We start from the raw sequence: 17,395 nt of genomic DNA, 5'->3' as shown, positions 1-17,395 counted from the left end.
ATTATATGATGTTGTTTTCTGTAGAATAACTTCATTCTAATATTTATAAACATTGTTTAATAATTTTTTTATATCTAGAACCCCACCCTTTAGGTTGTTCTGTTTCCTTAGATATTCTATTGTAGATAATTTTGACTCTATGCTTATAATTTTATATCAATAAATTTGTAGTATGAGATGCATCATTTTTTTCTACAAAATTTAAATATAATGTTAAAAATTTCTCTTCTTCTTCTATATGAGGTGCATGCCCTGAGTCATTAAATAAAACATAATTTATATTTTTAAATTGATTTTCAAATTGTTGATTCTCTTTATTGATAATAATTGGGTCATAACGTCCTTCTACTATCATAGTTGGAACATTGATTTCATGTGTGACTGTATTTGATTGATTCTCTGTATCTAATAAGGCTCTTGATGCTACTGCACTATCTTCATCGTCTTGTTTACTATATAAACGTTGACGTTGAAACCACTTCATTGCAACGTCACTTTTTTTGTAAATATATGGAAATAATATAAGTAACGCTTCAGATTTATTAAACCCCGCTACTTTATCTTGGTGCTCAATCATTAATTTTGTAAAACCATGGACAATATCTTCAGATTTAGAAGATATAATTGTTAAAGATCGCACTTTCTCTTTATATTTTTCGGTAAAAGCTTGTGCAATAATTCCACCCATATCATGTCCTAATAAATGTGCGCTTTTAATACCTAATTGTTGCATTAACATAATTAAATCTTTAATGTGATCATTTAAGTTATAACTCGTAGGATGTGTAGATTTCCCATGACCTCTCACATCATAAACAATGACTCTATAGTGTTTTTTCAACTCTTTTTTTAATGAGTAAAACCCAGCTAAATTACCATCTAAACCATGAATTAAAATAACGGGAATGCCTGTACCTGCATCTTGATAAGCTATCTTTATTTGATTAGACGTTTCAATTTTTTTCATATCGGCACCTCCCTTAGTATTTACTATACCCACTAAAACATATTTAACGCTATAAACATGTATACAATTAATTATTTTTTTATTTAAAAATTTTTATATAATTTAAATAAAAAAACTCAACCCTATTAATCAGGGTTGAGTTAAAATCATATATTTTATTAAATACTTCTTCTAGATGATAATCGTATAGTATATGTAACAATTAGTACGACGATAATAATCCAAATGATAAGTGAAACAGTTTGAGCGACATTTGAATTTACAATAACAGCATCAATCGTCTTTTGAGAGAATAATAAACCTACTGCTGTATATTCTAATCTTTTAAAAATAACCCCGCATAAACTCATTATAAGTCCCATAAAGAAAATAAATTGATGACTATACATAGTAATAGGAACAATGCCTATAGTGAGATTAAATGCACGCATAATAATAAGAATTAAAGCAATAATTGCAATCATATAGCCTATGATTATCTCTGTGCGATTACTATATAAATATTTTTTTCGAGCAATTTGTATATGAATAAAAATAGTAATCGGGAAAATAACAATACAATAAAACAAAGATAATATAGTTGCAGCTTGGAATGGAACGTATTGCTTATCATATAAATATGAAATTAAAATAAAATTGATAATAAAAAATATAATAGGATTCAATTGTAAACCAAATAAATTTCGTTGAATAATTAGGATAATTTGAGCCGTTGATTTCCCTCTAAAATCAAGATAATCTTGCTTTTTTTCTTCAGATTTTTTAAAGTCATTACGTATATTTTCTTTAATGTCATCGATAAGTTTAGGGGGCATGCCTTTATGAGTAAAATAATCATTCACATTTTCAAGTAATACTTTATCGTTTGATCGCATATGTTGCTCCTTTATCAAATGTAAGTTTTAAAATACATTCAATTTATTCATTTCAACATTTTATCATAGATTTCAATTGATTTCTTTTCATAAAAAGAAGTAGGATAGCGAATCCCAGATTGAATTCGTTATCCTACTTCTATATATTTCATTACCTTTTAAATGAAATGGATTATACGTCACTTTAACTAACTACTTCATTACATTATTTATTAATATCAATACGATATAATTTTAATACTTTGTCTTTAGGTGATCTTGAACCAAATTGATAGCTTGTTTTACCGTTTTGAATATAAGCAAAATTGCCACTTACACTATTATATTGAACACGTTTAATGGCTTTTTTACCTACGCTTTGTGCTACTTTTTGATAAGTTGGACCATTGGCTTGATTATAAGTCATTGATACTCTAGTCACATAACCAGTATTTTTTTTACCGATGGCAGTAACAACTAATACGCCTTTATTTGTATGGAATTCATAATATTTTTCTTGATTATTTGGATTATATGAATAAATAGGTGTGCCATAGTGATTAATAACATTTTTAATTGATTCACCTATTGTCACATTTTCTAATGTTTTTTGACCTTGAGTTAATTGTTGTACAGTCTGAATCGAATTACCACTAGCTGCTTCAGCATGATTATAGCCTACTCCTGTCATTACTAGTCCTGAAACTAATAGGGCTGTTGCTAACTTTTTCATAAGCACTCGCTCCTTTTTCTTTTATGCTTAATTACAGTATACCCTATCCATTACAAAAATAACAGGAATATTACAAAAACATTACAAAATATTCCTTTTTTATAATCCATTCATTTTGGTAAATAATATTATTTAGTGTTGAGGCATATGTTTTTTTATAAAAGGTGTCACATCATGGATAAACTTCTCTTGTTCTTCTTCAAAAGGATACATGCTTGACTTCGAATACACTTCAAAATGTACATTTCCTATTAAATCTGCTACTTCTTTAGATTCAAGAGATGTTATTCTTTCTCCATACGCACTTGCAACTATAAATGTGGGTTTAGTGATGTACTCAAATACTTCTGCAATTCCTCTTTGTTTAAATACTTCATCTACTGCTTCTGTCTCTTCTTTAGTAGAAATTGAATTAGTATCTTCGACATTTTTTAAGAACTTATTCACTTTACGATGTTTATAATAGCGATGTTTATCTAAAAACTTCTCTTGTTTATCTTCATTCCAGTTACGGATTTTATGTGCATATTTTCTAAACAATCGTTCTTCTGGTAACTCTCCTTCAATAGATGTCGGATTGATCATTGTTAACGAAGAGACATACTCTGGATATTGCTTTGATAAATGCGCAATAATTGTAGCACCCATTTCATGGCCAATAAAAGCCGCTTGATCTATGTAGAGATAATCTAATAATAAAATAATATCATCTGCAAATTCATTGAATTTAATATGTCGTGGTTTATCTGAATATCCATGACCACGTAAATCCAATAATACGACTTGAAATGTTTTTGAAAGTGCATGAGCTAAATTTTGAAAAATTGAAGCATTTTCAAACGCAGTATGTACAAGCACTACTGGGTATCCTTGTCCCATAGTATTGTAATTTAATGTAAATCCACCTTTTCTTGTAAATAATTCCATTTAATTATCTCCTTTTTTTTGTTTATTTATGGATAAAATCGTTAAGAGCTCTTCTATTGTTGTAATGATATAATCTACTTCTTCTTCTAAAGGTTCTAATTCAGCATTTTCTTGTTTATACCAAACGCTTACCATTCCCATAGCACGTGCAGGAGCAACATCATTTAAGGCATCATCTCCAACATACATAATTTCTTCTGGTAAAACGCCGAGTTGATCAATCATATCTTCAAAAATACGTGGGTGAGGTTTGCGATAACCTACTGTTTCAGAAGTTGATAAATAATTAATCACGTGTTCTATTCCTAATGAATAAATCCGAAATTGTTTAATCTTTGATTTCCCGTTTGCAATTACACCGAGTAAATAATCATGCTCTGACAACTTTTCAAGTGTGTATAATGTATCGTAGTATGGAAATACATATCGATAGAAATGCATTTCGAAATCATGAAATAAATCTTTCCATTTCAATCTATCGATGTGAAATTGTTTTATTATCTCCTTATATACATAAGGTTTATCGTTATCTTCATCATCATCTAATTCTATAAATTTATGTTTAAAGTCAGCAAGTTGTACATGTACAAAATAATCATGAAAACGTTCATATTGTTCTTCTATAAATTTATCTCGAGACTTAGTTCTATCCAATAATGTGCCTTCTAAATCGAACACAACTGCTTTGATTTGGCTTAAGTCCATTTTTATTTACCTCTTATCACTATAATTATTCTTATTTTAATAATTTTTGTTCACTTCACTAACGTGTTGTATTAGATTGAGTGACTAAAATATAAAATAATATGGGTATCCCAACAAGTGATAAAATAATACTTGCTGGAATTTGCACTGGATTGATAACAATCTTCCCTACAACATCAGCGAATAGCATCGTTAATGCACCTATCAATATGTTTAATGTCATTTGTATAGCAAGACAATATTGAAAATAATATCGTCTAATTAATTGAGGTACAATGATGCCAATAAAACCTATAACACCTATAAACGCTACTGCTACAGCTGTCATAATAGATGTTAACAAAAGTACAATAAATGTTATCCATTGCACATTTAACCCTAGAGACTTACTTTTAGCTTCTCCTAATTGCAAGAGCTTAATTGGTGTAACTAAACTATATATCACAATAATGATTGGCAAAGAAACCATTGTAATATAAACGAGCTCATTCATTTCGGCATTCGCAAATCCTCCGAAATAATAGGCTAACATACGATTCGTACGTTCTGGTTTAATGAGTGTAAGTATATATATTAATGCATTAAAAAAAGCGCCTACCATAAGTCCAGATATGATGAGTACTCTAATTGGAAAATTTCTAGACAATACGATTGTCATTATAACAACAAGTAAAAGTGTCGTGATACTAAAAATGATAGAAAAAATTGGAATAAATAGAAAAGATACACCTAAAAATATAGCTAAACTTGATCCAAAAGTCGCTCCACTCGCTAAACCAAGTGTAAAGCTATCTGCTAAAGGATTATTTAATACCGTTTGAAATAATTGACCCGTCAACGTTAATATGGCTCCTACCATAAGCGCCTCAAATGTTCTAGGAACTCTAACTTTTAAAAAAATCATTTGATTAAATGCTTGATGTAATGACCCTAAACCCCAAAAAAGACTTATAGCTATTATAATACATAAGCAAAGTGTCCAAACTGAAAATGTTAAATATAGATGTCGTTTCATTTCCACTCACATTTCAATTATTATTTATTTCTTATATTACAATGAATATATCCTTACTACTAATTAAAATAAGATTACAAAATGATTCTTTCTCTGCTTTGCTAAACTTACAAGAATATATGTTGTATAAAAAGCCTACAACATTGTCAATATCGTTGTAGGCTTTTGAAAAGTCTCTCATCTTAACGTTTTAACGTTTATAAATTGCATCACGTAATTCTTTCATACCCTCATCAATACGAGGTCCTGGTCGTGAAATTTCGTCACCATTGACTGTTTCCACACGTTCATTTTTTACTGCGTTGACTTCAGAGAAACCATCACGTTCTTTAATCACTTCATAATATTCTTCTTTTGAAATACCTTCAGTTGAAATTAAAATATCAGGATTTTTTCTAATAATACTTTCTTTATCTACTGCTTTCCATCCACTAACATTTGAAAATACATTTTTTGTATCTAGTTTTTCTATCATATCATTGAAAAAGGTTTCTTTTCCTGCTGTATATATTTCGGGTTTTGAAGACACTTCTATAAAAACACTCTGTTTTTTATGATGTGCTGGAATGGATTCAATTACTTTTTGAACATTATCTTTTGTTTCTTTGACTAACTGTTTCGCCTCTTTTTCACGATGCGTCACTTTACCTACTTGCTCAAATGAATCGTAGACTTGATTTAAAGACTGAGCGTCTTTAACATATACTACCTTCACACCACTATCAGCTAAACTATCAAGTGTTTTTTTAGCAGATGATTTTTGAGATTCATGAGCTAAAATCAAATCAGGTTTAGCTTTTAAGAGTGCTTCCTTATTTAAATTCATTGCATCAAATTGTTGCTTGCCTTTTTTCACGTTTTTTGGATAATCATCAACTGTTGATACACCTATAATATTTTTTCCAAGACCAAGTCTATATAATATTTCAGTATTACTTGGAATCAAAGATATAATACGATGATATGTATGAGTATTATTATTGTGATCCGTTGTTTTTTGCTCAGTTGAATGCGTAGAATGATGTCCTTTTTCACTCGATTGATTTTGTCCACATGCTGCTAAAACTAATACTAATGTAAATAAAATAATCCACAGCTTCTTATTGTTCATTTATAAACAATACCTTCCTTTCACAATTTTGTTTATTTCATATATTTATCATACCAAATTATTTATATCATTAATTTAATTCTATAAATTTTTATTGTGTAATTTTATATTATTGGTTAAACTTAATGATTTAATTCTATTTCAAAATAAAAAAAGAAGGAAACAGATTTCAAAATACATTCTGTATCCTTCCTGTTTTCATACTATACAGTAGCTATTTTAGGATTTGGGCCATACTTATTTGTCCCCTCATCACTATCTTTTATTGTAAATGCAAAAGTAATCACAAGAATAATAAGTAAGACTAAAGACATCGCTGCCACCATAATTCCTAATTCAAGCGCAATCATTCCGTTGAAAAAACCATCAATTGAAATACCGTATGTTCTATCTACAATACTTGAAATTTTTCTGATTGATGTAAAAATTAAAATAATAAGAGGTAGAACCATTGTGTGCCCTGTATCATGTAAACGACGTACCGTCATCGTAAACGTTCCTATAAAAATAATGATATCAATGATTTCATACACAATATCAAAAAATGTATGCCCTCCATTTAACCCCAAAGTAATGATATTAAAAAGTAAACTCATAATCACTAAAATAATACAATTAGCTAAAATAGCAAACCAATAATGGCGTCTTCTAGTTCGACTTTTTATATTAAAATAATTTTGCCAAAATAATTTGAACGCTTCTATCATGTTTAAGCTCCTTTTATTCATCAGATATATTATATATATATATATCATCACATATTATAGAACTTAAAAACATCTTTTATTAAATATCATTTCGAATCGCATCAGCAATATACTGATTTAAATTATCGTGTCGTTTGTTATTAATTGTTTTAGCAAATCGCTCATCATTCTCATAAATCGAGGCAATATATTCTAAAAATTGTTCATCTACGTTAGGTACTTGTGTTCGAAGAATATCTTTTAGTTCAGAAATTGCTTGTTTAACCTGTACATGATTTATTTTATAGTTTGCAATAAATAATTCATTCATTTTATCAAAGAATGAATGTAACCTCTCCATTGTTTTCTTATTTTTTTGTTGTTTTTCTGTAGAATTCAATCGTTTTTGATTCTCTTTAAAAGCTTGATAATAAGGAGTATGACTATATTTCATTTCAGCTTCTTTCTCATATTGATTCTGTATATTATCATTATTCCATTTACTCATATTAATCTCCTCTTTTCTATGATTAACGAGATGATGATTAAGAAAATGAATCATTTTGTTTAATTGATCTCTTTGTGCAACAATACGCTGATAATTATTTTCTAATATTATATTTTTCTCTTCTATACTGTTACTAAAATAAAGTTGAATATCTGCTAATGATAAATTCAGTTCCCTTAGAAATTGAATGGTCTGTAATTTAGAGATGTCCTTAGAAGAATAATAACGATAACCATTAGATGCAATATAAGTGGGCACAAGCAACTCGATTTCATGGTAATAATGAAGTGTGCGTTTAGTTACTTCGGTAATTTGACTCACGTCATTGGGTGTAAAATATGCCTGATTTTCCATTCTGACATCCTGCCTTTTTCTTAATCTATTTGATTCACTACTCTTTTCATCTCTCTATAAAAGAGACTAAGCTATGACGTCACGTCAAGGTCAATCCATTTTTGTAAAATATTGATCTAAGAAATGATATCTTTGTTCAATGGAACCATTAAAATAATTTTTTCCAAAGTTATCTAGTAAAGCATGAAATTCATTTGCATCTTGATTTGTAAAGTTTGAAGGTAATTCTACATATCTTTTTAATTTATCGTAATTCTCAGTATTGGCATAACCGAGTTTTTTATATAATCGACGTGTATAATGATCAGGAATAAATTCGACCCTCTCAAAAATATAAACTAGCAATACATCTGCTGTTTCACTTCCAATACCGTGTAGCTTAAGTAATTCATTTCTTAAATGTTCTCCATATACTTCATTAATCTTGCAATAATCAAACTGATATTGATTTAACCAGTTGAATAATGTAGAAATTGCTTTTGATTTATTGTTATAGAAACCACTAGAGCGGATTAATATTTTTAGTTCTTCTATCGGCAGATTTAATATGTTTTGCGGTTCAAAATGGGTTGCTTCTTTCAGCCGTCTAAGAGAAAGTGCAGCATTATTCCAGTTTGTATTTTGAACTAATATAGCACCTAATATCATCTCTTCACGTGTATCTGCTGGCCACCATCCTTGAGGCCCCATATGTTTTAATAATGCTTTGTAAAGTTGTTCTGTAGTCATCATTGACATCTTTTTACCTTTCTATAGAAAATAAACACCTTCACAAATAAGTATTCGTAAAGGTGCTTTTTAACTTAAAAGTATCTATATTACATTGATTCTGGTGCTGATACACCCACTAATGCTAATGCATTGTGTAATGTAATTTTAACAGCTTCAATAAGAGCAACATGTGCTTTTGTTTTTTCAATATCATCAGATAATACCTTTTCAGCATTATAGAATTTATGGAATGCTGAAGCTAGGTCTTGAATATAATTAGTTAATCGATGTGGTGCACGACTTTCAGCAGCACTTTCAATTGTAGGCTCAAACTCTGCTACTTTCTTCAACAAATCAATCGCTTTTTCATTTGTAATGGTACTAAAATCAGCGTTTTTGTCTATTTCAATACCTTTTTCTTTAGCTTGTTTTAAAATTGAACAAATACGTGCATGTGCATATTGTGCATAATAAATTGGATTATCTTGCGATTGCTCTTTTGCAAGTTCCAAATCAAAATCAAAGTGCGAATCAGGACTACGCATTGTTAAGAAATAGCGCGCCGCATCAATGCCTACTTCATCCATAATTTCACGTAACGTAATTGCATTACCTGTACGTTTACTCATTTTAACTTCTTCGCCATTTTGCATTAAACGAACCATTTGCATAATTTGAATTTCTAAACGATCGCTATCTACACCAAATGTTTCTAAACTTGCTTTTAAACGATTAATATAACCATGATGATCTGCACCCATTAAATCAATTAAAATATCATTGCCACGATTAATTTTATTGTAGTGATACGCTGTATCAGGTGTAAAGTACGTATAGTTACCATCTTTTTTGATTAGTACTCTATCTTTATCATCCTTAAAGTCTGACGTACGTAACCAAGTGGCACCATCTGCTTCATACGTATAGCCTAACTCATGCATTTTTTCTAATGTATTATCAATCGCACCATTTTCGTATAGTGATGTTTCACTAAACCAATTATCAAAATGAACATTAAAATCTGATAAATCTTTTTTCAATTTATCCATTTCATAATCAACACCCAGTTGTCTAAATGTTTTTAAGCGTTCTTCATCAGAGTAATCTTTCATTTCTGGATGTTTTTTGGCTAAGTCTTTACCAATTTCGACTATGTCTTTACCATTATACCCATCAGCTGGCATTTCATGACTTGTATCCCCTAATGCCTCAAAGAAGCGTGTTTCAATTGAACGTGCTAAATTTGTAATTTGATTACCAGCATCATTAATATAATATTCACGTGTTACATCGTAACCTGCTGCAATTAAAATATTTGCTAGTGAATCACCTACAGCAGCATTTCGAGCATGTCCAATATGTAAGTCACCAGTTGGATTTGCTGATACATATTCTAATAATATTTTTTTGTTTTTTGGTTCTTCTGCATAACCAAATTTATCACCTTTTTGAATTGCTTCTGAGATGACAGCTGTTAAATATTGATTATCTAAATAAAAATTGATAAATCCTGGCCCAGCGATATCTACTTGTTTTACATTTGCTTTACTTGTATCTAAATTGTCTACAATAGCTTGAGCAATATCGCGTGGATTACGTTTAGCAATTTTAGTTAAGACCATTGCAATATTAGTAGAATAGTCTCCATTTTTAGTATCTTTAGGGATTTCAACTTTAATTTCAGGAATATCTTCTGCTAGATTTGCTTTTTTTATACTTGCTTCAATTTCTTGTATTAAAGTTTTCTTTACTTTTTCAATAATATTCATTCGCCTATCTCCTTATACTTAATTTCATATTGATATGAGCCCATTTTTTCGTCATTTTGATGTAATTCGTATTGTATTTTTAATTTCCCACCATTTTCATTTACAAAATGTAAAATATTCTTAGTTCTTACTATTAATGGAATGCGTCCTGCTGGTATAGTGTAAAGTGTTGTAGTGTCCTTACCTTCAACGAAGTGTAAGTTCATATTGATATCACCTTTACGTATCAACTTCACGCCATTGTCTTCAATTTTAATTGTTACATTAACAATTGCACTTTCAATTTGTTCTTGATATCGAATATAATCGGCATGTTTTTGTTGCCATGATCCTTGAGAAGAAAACTCAAATGTTTGTTTTTCTCCATTTTGTTTTAAGACTTGTTTCGTTTGAATGTGTATATTCTTATCCAACGTGTGACTCACCTTAATCTTTAAAATATTACACCACATTATAGCATAAATCCTATAGTGCTTGAAGTTAACAAAATTCTATCAACATTAGTTAAATAGTTATCATAACAACGTCAGTAAAACAAAAGTCATTTTGCGTTCATTGTCCCATTTAAGTCCTTTCCCCAACTTACGTTACCCGTTGACTTTCTCTTTGAAAGTCTTTGTGTTGGGGCCCTGCTACAATTAAAAAATCTTGATATCCTGTGTTTTTAATTTAATTATCTACTTCTATGTAATGAAAAAGAGTCTAAGACGCTTATTTTTTAAGTCTCAGACTCTATTTTTCCAAGCTATTATGTTTTGAATGTCACCATTAGTATCATGGTATTACTTTTTTCTTTCTAATATGTCTGCTTTTGATTCAAGTTCAACAATATCATAATGATACTTTTCTAAAAGTGTTCTATATTTATAGAAGAAAATGATGCCGAAACCGATTGATGATACAAATAATAAGATATTTTTCATTTGTTGTCCTCTTTACTCCATAAATTAGATATAATCTTTTAAATAATTATATCATTAAATAACATTTCTTAATAACTAAATTAGATTAACTGTACCTTATTTCCCAGAAATAAATACTTTTGCTTCACTATCTTCTCCGCATCTATGAAATAAAACCTTTATATATTTTTTATTAATATATTAGAATTTAATTACCATTCGACCTGTAATAGTTCCTTTTTCCATTTCTTCAAAAATATCATTTATTTCTTCTAATTCACGTGTTTGAACTTTAGGTATAACCTTACCTTCAGCAGCAAATTGAAATGCTTCTTTTAAGTCTTGTCGTGTTCCCACTAAAGAACCTACCACTTCGATACCATCGAGAACTAAACGAGGAATTTCTAAATCCATTTTTTCAACAGGTAAACCAACCGCTACAACACGCGCGCCAGCTTTAACAACATCTACTGCTTGATTAAATGGCGTTTTAGCTACAGCTGTAATTACTGTTGCATCAAGTCCTTTTTCATCAGTTAATTTATTAACTTCTTCAACAGCATCTTGATTTTTTGTGTTAACAACTGCATCTGCACCTAGTTCTTTCGCAAAATTTAATTTATCGTCACTAATATCAAAAGCAACCACTTTAGCGTTGAATACATTTTTCGCATATTGTAATGCTAAGTTACCTAAACCACCAATACCGAATATCCCAATCCATTGACCTGGTTGAATTTGACTTACTTTAACTGCTTTATATGTGGTTACGCCTGCACATGTAATTGAAGACGCTGCTGCTGGATCTAAAGTTTCAGGTACTTTAACTGCATAGTCTGCTGTAACAATTACTTGTTCCGCCATCGCACCATCAACTGTATAACCTGCATTTTTCACATTACGACATAAAGTTTCACGGCCTGTTGTGCAATATTCACAATGACCACAGCTTTCAAATAACCAAGCAATAGAAACGCGATCACCTACTTTTAAAGATGTCACATCATCTGCTATTTTGATTACACGTCCAATACCCTCATGTCCTAAAGTTCGACCTGTTACATCTCCGAAATCTGCATTTTTAATGTGTAAATCTGTGTGACATACACCACAATACTCTGTTTGAACTAAAGCCTCACCTGGTTCTAAGTTACGTAATTCTTTGTTTTCCACATTTACTTTATGATTATGCGTTACTACTGCTGCTTTCATGGCAAATCACTCCTTATTCAATATAATTACAACCTAACTTCATTATATGTAAATGCTTACAAAAATGGAAATATTTTACTTTTTATGATTAATTATTTAATTACTTATATTTCTATTAATTTCCTTTAATTAAAAAACGAGCATTAAATATGCTATACTTTTAATTGTAATAAACATATAATTTACTATTTATCATCATGACTTATTGGAGGGGAAAACTGTGAAAACACATGTTTTATATGGGAAATCCGAAGTTGAAGTCGAAGTGCCGGATGATAGTACAGTCATAGAACCACAAAATATCGAGGCCCTTGAAGATTATACTTCAGCAATTCAAAATGTCTTAAGACATCCTACTGGCTCAAAGCCATTAAAAGAATTAGTAAATAAGGATGATATTGTTTCAATAGTCATAAGCGATATTACACGTCCAACACCTAACCATATACTGGTCCCCCTACTCATTGAAGAATTAAATCACGTTCCTCGTGAAAATTTCGTCATTATTAATGGCACAGGAACACATCGTGATCAAACACGTGATGAATTAATTCAAATGTTAGGAGAAGATATCGTTGATTCTGTTAAAATCGTTCAGAATCACTGCAATGAAAAAGAAAATCTTACTAAAGTTGGACACAGTAAATATGGTTGCGATGCTTACTTAAATAAAGACTATGTAGCATCTGATTTTAAAATTGTTACTGGCTTTATCGAACCTCACTTCTTTGCAGGTTTTTCTGGTGGACCTAAAGGAATCATGCCTGGCATCGCTGGTCTTGAAACCATTCAAACATTTCATAATGCAAAAATGATTGGTGATCCAAGATCGACTTGGGGAAACCTAGAAGATAATCCTGTTCAAGATATGGCACGTGAAGTTAATAAAATGTGTAAACCAAACTTTATGTTAAATGTCGCTTTAAATAAAGATAAACAAATCACTGCAGCTTTTGGTGGTGATGTATTTGAAGCTCATAAAGAAGGGTGTGCATATGTTAAAGAACATGCCATGTTTAAATGTGATGATCGCTTTGATGTTGTCATTGCTTCAAATTCTGGTTATCCACTCGATCAAAATTTATATCAAACCGTTAAAGGTATGAGTGCGGCAAGTAAAGTTGTTAAAAAAGATGGGAATATTATTATGGTTTCAGAATGTGCAGATGGTTTTCCAGACCATGGTAAATTTGCTGAAATTTTCAAAATGGCTGATACACCGCAAGGTATCTTAGATTTAATTCATGATCCAAACTTTTCAGAGGTTGACCAATGGCAAGTACAAAAACAGGCAAGCATTCAAACCTTCGCAAATGTGTATGTTTACTCAGAACTTACTGACCAACAATTAAAAGATTCAATGTTAAATCCTACTTCAAATATTGAAAAAACAATTGCTGATTTAGAAGAACAGTATGGTCGTAAATTGAGTATTGGTGTAATGCCACAAGGACCCTTGACAATTCCTTATGTAGAAGATGAAGACTAATTGAAAGGATTGATAAATATGACTGAATTATTAAATAAAGAAAATACTTTAGATACATTATTAAAAGAAATGGAAAGTGTTGTTATTGCATTTTCTGGTGGCGTAGATAGTAGTTTAGTATTAAAAAAAGCCATCAATGTATTAGGTAAAGAAAATGTTAAACCCGTCGTTGTAAAATCAGAACTTTTCAGAAATGAAGAATTTAATAAAGCTATTGAATTGGGGCATGAACTAGGTATTGACGTTGTAGAAACTGAAATGGCGGAATTACAAGATGAAAATATTGTTAGAAATACACCTGAAAGTTGGTACTATAGTAAACGATTAATGTATAGCAAATTAACAGACATTAAAGAGACACTTGGTTTCAACTATGTATTAGATGGTATGATTATGGATGATTTAGAAGATTTCCGTCCTGGTTTAAAAGCAAGAGATGAATTCAAGGTACGTAGTGTACTTCAAGAAGCTAAATTATATAAAACTGAAGTTCGTGAACTTAGTAAAAAATATGATTTACCTGTTTGGAATAAACCAGCATTGTGTAGCTTAGCTTCTCGAATCCCTTATGGCGAAGCATTAAGTTTCACTAAAGTAAATAAAGTAAACGAAGCTGAAAAACATATCTTAAACTTAGGTGTCAACAATGTTCGTGTACGTTATCACCAAAATATTGCACGTATTGAAGTTTCAGAAGAAGATTTAGCTACAGTAATTAAAAATAAAGATAATATTACGTTACGTTTAAAAGAATTAGGTTTTGATTATGTAACTGTAGACTTAGAAGGTTACCGCACAGGTAGTATGAACGAAGTCATTGATACAAAAAATACTAAATTAGTATAAGGACGTACACTTATGAGTAATAATCAACATTTTATTGAAAATCTGCTCGAAGGTGTAAAATCAAACCAAATATCAATTGATGAAGCTAAAGCCCAACTTAGTCATTACGACGAATTGGGCTTTGCTAAAATTGATTTACATAGAGCAAAGCGTCAAGGTTTTCCAGAAGTTATCTTTGGACAAGGTAAAACAAAAGAACAAATTGATACTATTATAACTAGTTTATCTCGTCATCACCATGTAATTCTTGTTACACGAATTAATGAAGAAAAAGCAAATTATGTATTAGAAAAACATCCGCATTTAGAATATCATCCTGAAGCTCGCATTGTTTGTACTCCGATTGCATCGGTTCAAAAATCAAAACATTATATTTCTGTGCTTTGTGCCGGAACTTCAGACTTACCGGTTTCTGAAGAAGCAGCTATTACTGCGGAACTTATGGGCATTAATGTGAAACGTTACTATGATGTTGGTGTTTCGGGGATACATCGTTTGTTTGAACATATTCATGAAATTCGACAAGGTAAAGTAAGTATAGTCATTGCTGGAATGGAAGGTGCACTTGCAAGCGTGGTAGGCGGACTCGTAGACCATCCCGTTTACGCTGTTCCTACCAGTGTAGGTTATGGCGCTAACTTTAATGGTGTCACTACTCTTTTATCTATGGTAAATAGCTGTGCACCAGGTACCAGTGTCTTAAATATTGATAATGGATTTGGCGCAGGGTACAATGCCGCAATGATTATGAATATGTTAGAAAAAAATGAGGATGAGAGAAATATATGAGTAATGCATTATACTTAGATTGTCATGCAGGTATTGCTGGAGACATGCTCCTATCTGCGTTGGTAGACTTAGGTGCTTCACCAAACGAAATAGAACATGAACTTAAAAAATTACCTATTGATAATTTTAAGTTAAATTTTAAAAAAGAAATGAAACAAGGTATTCATGCAATGACTTTATCCATTGATTTTCATGAGTCACATCACCATCGAACAGCATCTGATATATTTAAAATGATTGATGAAAGTGATTTAGATGACAGAGTAAAAATGAGAAGTAAGTCTATTTTTGAAATGATTGGTCATGCAGAGGCAAAAATTCATGGCATGTCTATTAAAGACGTTCATTTTCATGAAGTCGGTGCCATGGATTCTATCATTGACATCGTTGGAGGGTGTATCGCTTTAGAATTACTTAATATCGATCATTTGTACTGTTCACCCATTCCTACTGGAAATGGGAAAATTAAAATAGCTCATGGTATATATCCAGTACCGGCACCTGCCACAGCAGAAATTTTAAAAGGTATACCATTAACAAACTTTGACGTTCACAGCGAACTGACTACACCGACAGGTGCAGCAATTGCTAAAAGTTTAGTGACAGAATTCGGCCCTTTTCCAGCTGCTACAATACATCATATCGGATACGGCGCAGGGACTAAAAATTTTGATTTTCCAAATGTAATTAGAGCGATTCAATTTACAAATAATGAGACAAGTTATGATCAAGTACAAGTGTTAGAATGTCAAATGGATGATATGACACCAGAAACGTTAGGCCATTTTATGGATACTGCATTACAAAACGATGTATTAGACATATACTATTCTCCTATTATTATGAAAAAGAATCGACCAGCTACTCAGTTAACTATTATTTGTAAAGTTGAAGATAAATTACGTATTGAAGAGTTGATATTAAAACATACCTCATCACTTGGCGTACGTAGTTATAAAGTGAATCGTCGAATTTTAGATAGAACATTTCGTGATATTCAAACGCCATATGGAAATGTTTCAATTAAACTTTCTTTAAAAAATGGAAAAATTTTTAAAATAAAACCTGAATATGAAGATTTAAGAGTTATTAGTAAACAAACTGAACAATCTTTTCAACAGATTTATCATCATGTAATGAAATCAGTTTATCAGTTTTATAATGTTGGAGATACTTTAAAAAAATAAAAACTCGAGATACTCAGTCATTGAATATGCACTGCTGAGTGTCTCGAGTTTTTTCTAATCAAATGCCTTGAATAACGTTTCGTTTGAGTTATTCCACATCGTTTCATTATGGGATATTAAAAAATCTTTTAATACTTTTTTATTTTCTTCACCAATTTGTTCAATAATAAATTGATGTTTCATAGACTTATCCATCATATTGACATGTTCTGGCATACTCTTATAACCTCGACGAATACTTTTATTTACAAGTAAATAACATGCAGTGACGCCCGCGTAATAAGGACCATTTTCACCACGTTCAGTAGTCACCCAACATAACCAATATTCCTTAGCCTCTGGACCTTCCACTGATTCTTTATCAGTAATCCACTTTACGCCTTTTTCTACTTCCGCACGTGCATGCATACCGCCAATATCAACAAATGCTTCTTTATTTGCAACATCGATAAATACAGGTGCAATATTATCTAAACTAATCGCTCCTATATTTGTACCTTTATGACCATCTAAAGGATCATTTTTTATAATATTAAATTTAAACCCTTTATTTTCTGCCACGATGATTCCTCCAATACTTCTTTACCTTTTCACACTCGCTATTAACTAATAGCGTATATTATCATCAAA

The 17,395-nt window shown here is 30.7% G+C and carries 19 protein-coding genes; 4 read left to right on the top strand and 15 right to left on the bottom strand.

Features of this window, described 5'->3' with window-relative positions:
- Nucleotides 1-151 precede the first annotated feature (151 nt).
- The 14 genes from HMPREF2561_RS06740 to adhP all read right to left on the bottom strand — a co-directional run bounded on the left by HMPREF2561_RS06740 (nucleotide 152) and on the right by adhP (nucleotide 12,454).
- A complete protein-coding gene (locus HMPREF2561_RS06740; RefSeq protein WP_017176030.1) occupies nucleotides 152-967 on the bottom strand; it encodes an alpha/beta fold hydrolase in 816 nt (271 codons plus the stop codon).
- 158 nt (nucleotides 968-1,125) lie between these two features.
- The gene (locus tag HMPREF2561_RS06735) at nucleotides 1,126-1,842 is read right to left on the bottom strand and encodes a hypothetical protein (RefSeq protein WP_019834891.1); all 717 of its coding nucleotides are present in this window, start codon (nucleotides 1,840-1,842) and stop codon (nucleotides 1,126-1,128) included.
- A gap of 205 nt (nucleotides 1,843-2,047) precedes the next feature.
- Nucleotides 2,048-2,554: an SA0570 family protein gene (locus HMPREF2561_RS06730; RefSeq protein ID WP_049379662.1), complete on the bottom strand. Its 507-nt coding sequence runs from the start codon at nucleotides 2,552-2,554 to the stop codon at nucleotides 2,048-2,050.
- A gap of 132 nt (nucleotides 2,555-2,686) precedes the next feature.
- On the bottom strand, nucleotides 2,687-3,481 hold the full coding sequence (locus tag HMPREF2561_RS06725) for an alpha/beta fold hydrolase (RefSeq protein ID WP_017176033.1): 795 nt from the start codon (nucleotides 3,479-3,481) through the stop codon (nucleotides 2,687-2,689).
- Nucleotides 3,482-4,186 (bottom strand): HAD family hydrolase, encoded by a 705-nt coding sequence (locus HMPREF2561_RS06720; RefSeq protein ID WP_017176034.1) that lies wholly within the window; start codon nucleotides 4,184-4,186, stop codon nucleotides 3,482-3,484.
- Between the two features lie 58 nt (nucleotides 4,187-4,244).
- A complete protein-coding gene (locus tag HMPREF2561_RS06715; protein WP_069723784.1) occupies nucleotides 4,245-5,201 on the bottom strand; it encodes a FecCD family ABC transporter permease in 957 nt (318 codons plus the stop codon).
- A gap of 190 nt (nucleotides 5,202-5,391) precedes the next feature.
- Nucleotides 5,392-6,312: an ABC transporter substrate-binding protein gene (locus tag HMPREF2561_RS06710; protein WP_048682710.1), complete on the bottom strand. Its 921-nt coding sequence runs from the start codon at nucleotides 6,310-6,312 to the stop codon at nucleotides 5,392-5,394.
- 203 nt (nucleotides 6,313-6,515) lie between these two features.
- Nucleotides 6,516-7,019, bottom strand: coding sequence for a DUF805 domain-containing protein (locus HMPREF2561_RS06705; protein ID WP_017176037.1), 504 nt, complete (start codon nucleotides 7,017-7,019; stop codon nucleotides 6,516-6,518).
- 79 nt (nucleotides 7,020-7,098) lie between these two features.
- Nucleotides 7,099-7,860 carry a MerR family transcriptional regulator gene (locus HMPREF2561_RS06700; RefSeq protein WP_069723783.1) on the bottom strand — a complete coding sequence of 254 codons (762 nt, stop codon included), beginning with the start codon at nucleotides 7,858-7,860 and terminating at the stop codon, nucleotides 7,099-7,101.
- Between the two features lie 90 nt (nucleotides 7,861-7,950).
- Entirely contained in the window at nucleotides 7,951-8,598 is a 648-nt protein-coding gene (locus tag HMPREF2561_RS06695) for an endonuclease III domain-containing protein (protein ID WP_017176039.1), read from the bottom strand.
- Nucleotides 8,599-8,678: 80 nt separating this feature from the next.
- On the bottom strand, nucleotides 8,679-10,340 hold the full coding sequence (gene argS, locus HMPREF2561_RS06690; protein WP_002448884.1) for an arginine--tRNA ligase: 1,662 nt from the start codon (nucleotides 10,338-10,340) through the stop codon (nucleotides 8,679-8,681).
- Entirely contained in the window at nucleotides 10,337-10,753 is a 417-nt protein-coding gene (locus HMPREF2561_RS06685; RefSeq protein ID WP_049413741.1) for a YwiB family protein, read from the bottom strand. The genes argS and HMPREF2561_RS06685 overlap by 4 nt, the downstream gene beginning before the upstream one ends.
- A gap of 369 nt (nucleotides 10,754-11,122) precedes the next feature.
- On the bottom strand, nucleotides 11,123-11,263 hold the full coding sequence (locus HMPREF2561_RS10880; protein ID WP_002448878.1) for a hypothetical protein: 141 nt from the start codon (nucleotides 11,261-11,263) through the stop codon (nucleotides 11,123-11,125).
- 180 nt (nucleotides 11,264-11,443) lie between these two features.
- On the bottom strand, nucleotides 11,444-12,454 hold the full coding sequence (gene adhP, locus HMPREF2561_RS06680; protein ID WP_002488591.1) for an alcohol dehydrogenase AdhP: 1,011 nt from the start codon (nucleotides 12,452-12,454) through the stop codon (nucleotides 11,444-11,446).
- 220 nt (nucleotides 12,455-12,674) lie between these two features.
- Between adhP and larA the strand changes: the two genes are divergently transcribed.
- Genes larA through larC form a run of 4 tightly spaced genes read left to right on the top strand, consistent with a single transcriptional unit; the run spans nucleotide 12,675 to nucleotide 16,765 of the window.
- Nucleotides 12,675-13,943 carry a nickel-dependent lactate racemase gene (gene larA, locus HMPREF2561_RS06675; protein WP_002488564.1) on the top strand — a complete coding sequence of 423 codons (1,269 nt, stop codon included), beginning with the start codon at nucleotides 12,675-12,677 and terminating at the stop codon, nucleotides 13,941-13,943.
- Nucleotides 13,944-13,961: 18 nt separating this feature from the next.
- Entirely contained in the window at nucleotides 13,962-14,789 is an 828-nt protein-coding gene (gene larE / locus HMPREF2561_RS06670) for an ATP-dependent sacrificial sulfur transferase LarE (RefSeq protein WP_002488593.1), read from the top strand.
- 12 nt (nucleotides 14,790-14,801) lie between these two features.
- Nucleotides 14,802-15,578 carry a nickel pincer cofactor biosynthesis protein LarB gene (larB, locus tag HMPREF2561_RS06665; protein ID WP_002488579.1) on the top strand — a complete coding sequence of 259 codons (777 nt, stop codon included), beginning with the start codon at nucleotides 14,802-14,804 and terminating at the stop codon, nucleotides 15,576-15,578.
- Nucleotides 15,575-16,765, top strand: coding sequence for a nickel pincer cofactor biosynthesis protein LarC (larC, locus tag HMPREF2561_RS06660; protein WP_048682979.1), 1,191 nt, complete (start codon nucleotides 15,575-15,577; stop codon nucleotides 16,763-16,765). Before larB ends, larC begins: the two co-directional genes overlap by 4 nt.
- 54 nt (nucleotides 16,766-16,819) lie before the next feature.
- Here the strand turns inward: larC and HMPREF2561_RS06655 are convergent, their stop codons facing one another.
- Nucleotides 16,820-17,326 carry a YwhD family protein gene (locus HMPREF2561_RS06655; RefSeq protein ID WP_048682982.1) on the bottom strand — a complete coding sequence of 169 codons (507 nt, stop codon included), beginning with the start codon at nucleotides 17,324-17,326 and terminating at the stop codon, nucleotides 16,820-16,822.
- Nucleotides 17,327-17,395 lie beyond the last annotated feature (69 nt).

This window comes from Staphylococcus sp. HMSC069E10, assembly GCF_001809205.1.
GTDB classification, from domain to species: domain Bacteria; phylum Bacillota; class Bacilli; order Staphylococcales; family Staphylococcaceae; genus Staphylococcus; species Staphylococcus hominis.
Note: the sequence above shows the minus strand (reverse complement) of the source record. Positions and strands in the feature narration are given on the sequence as shown.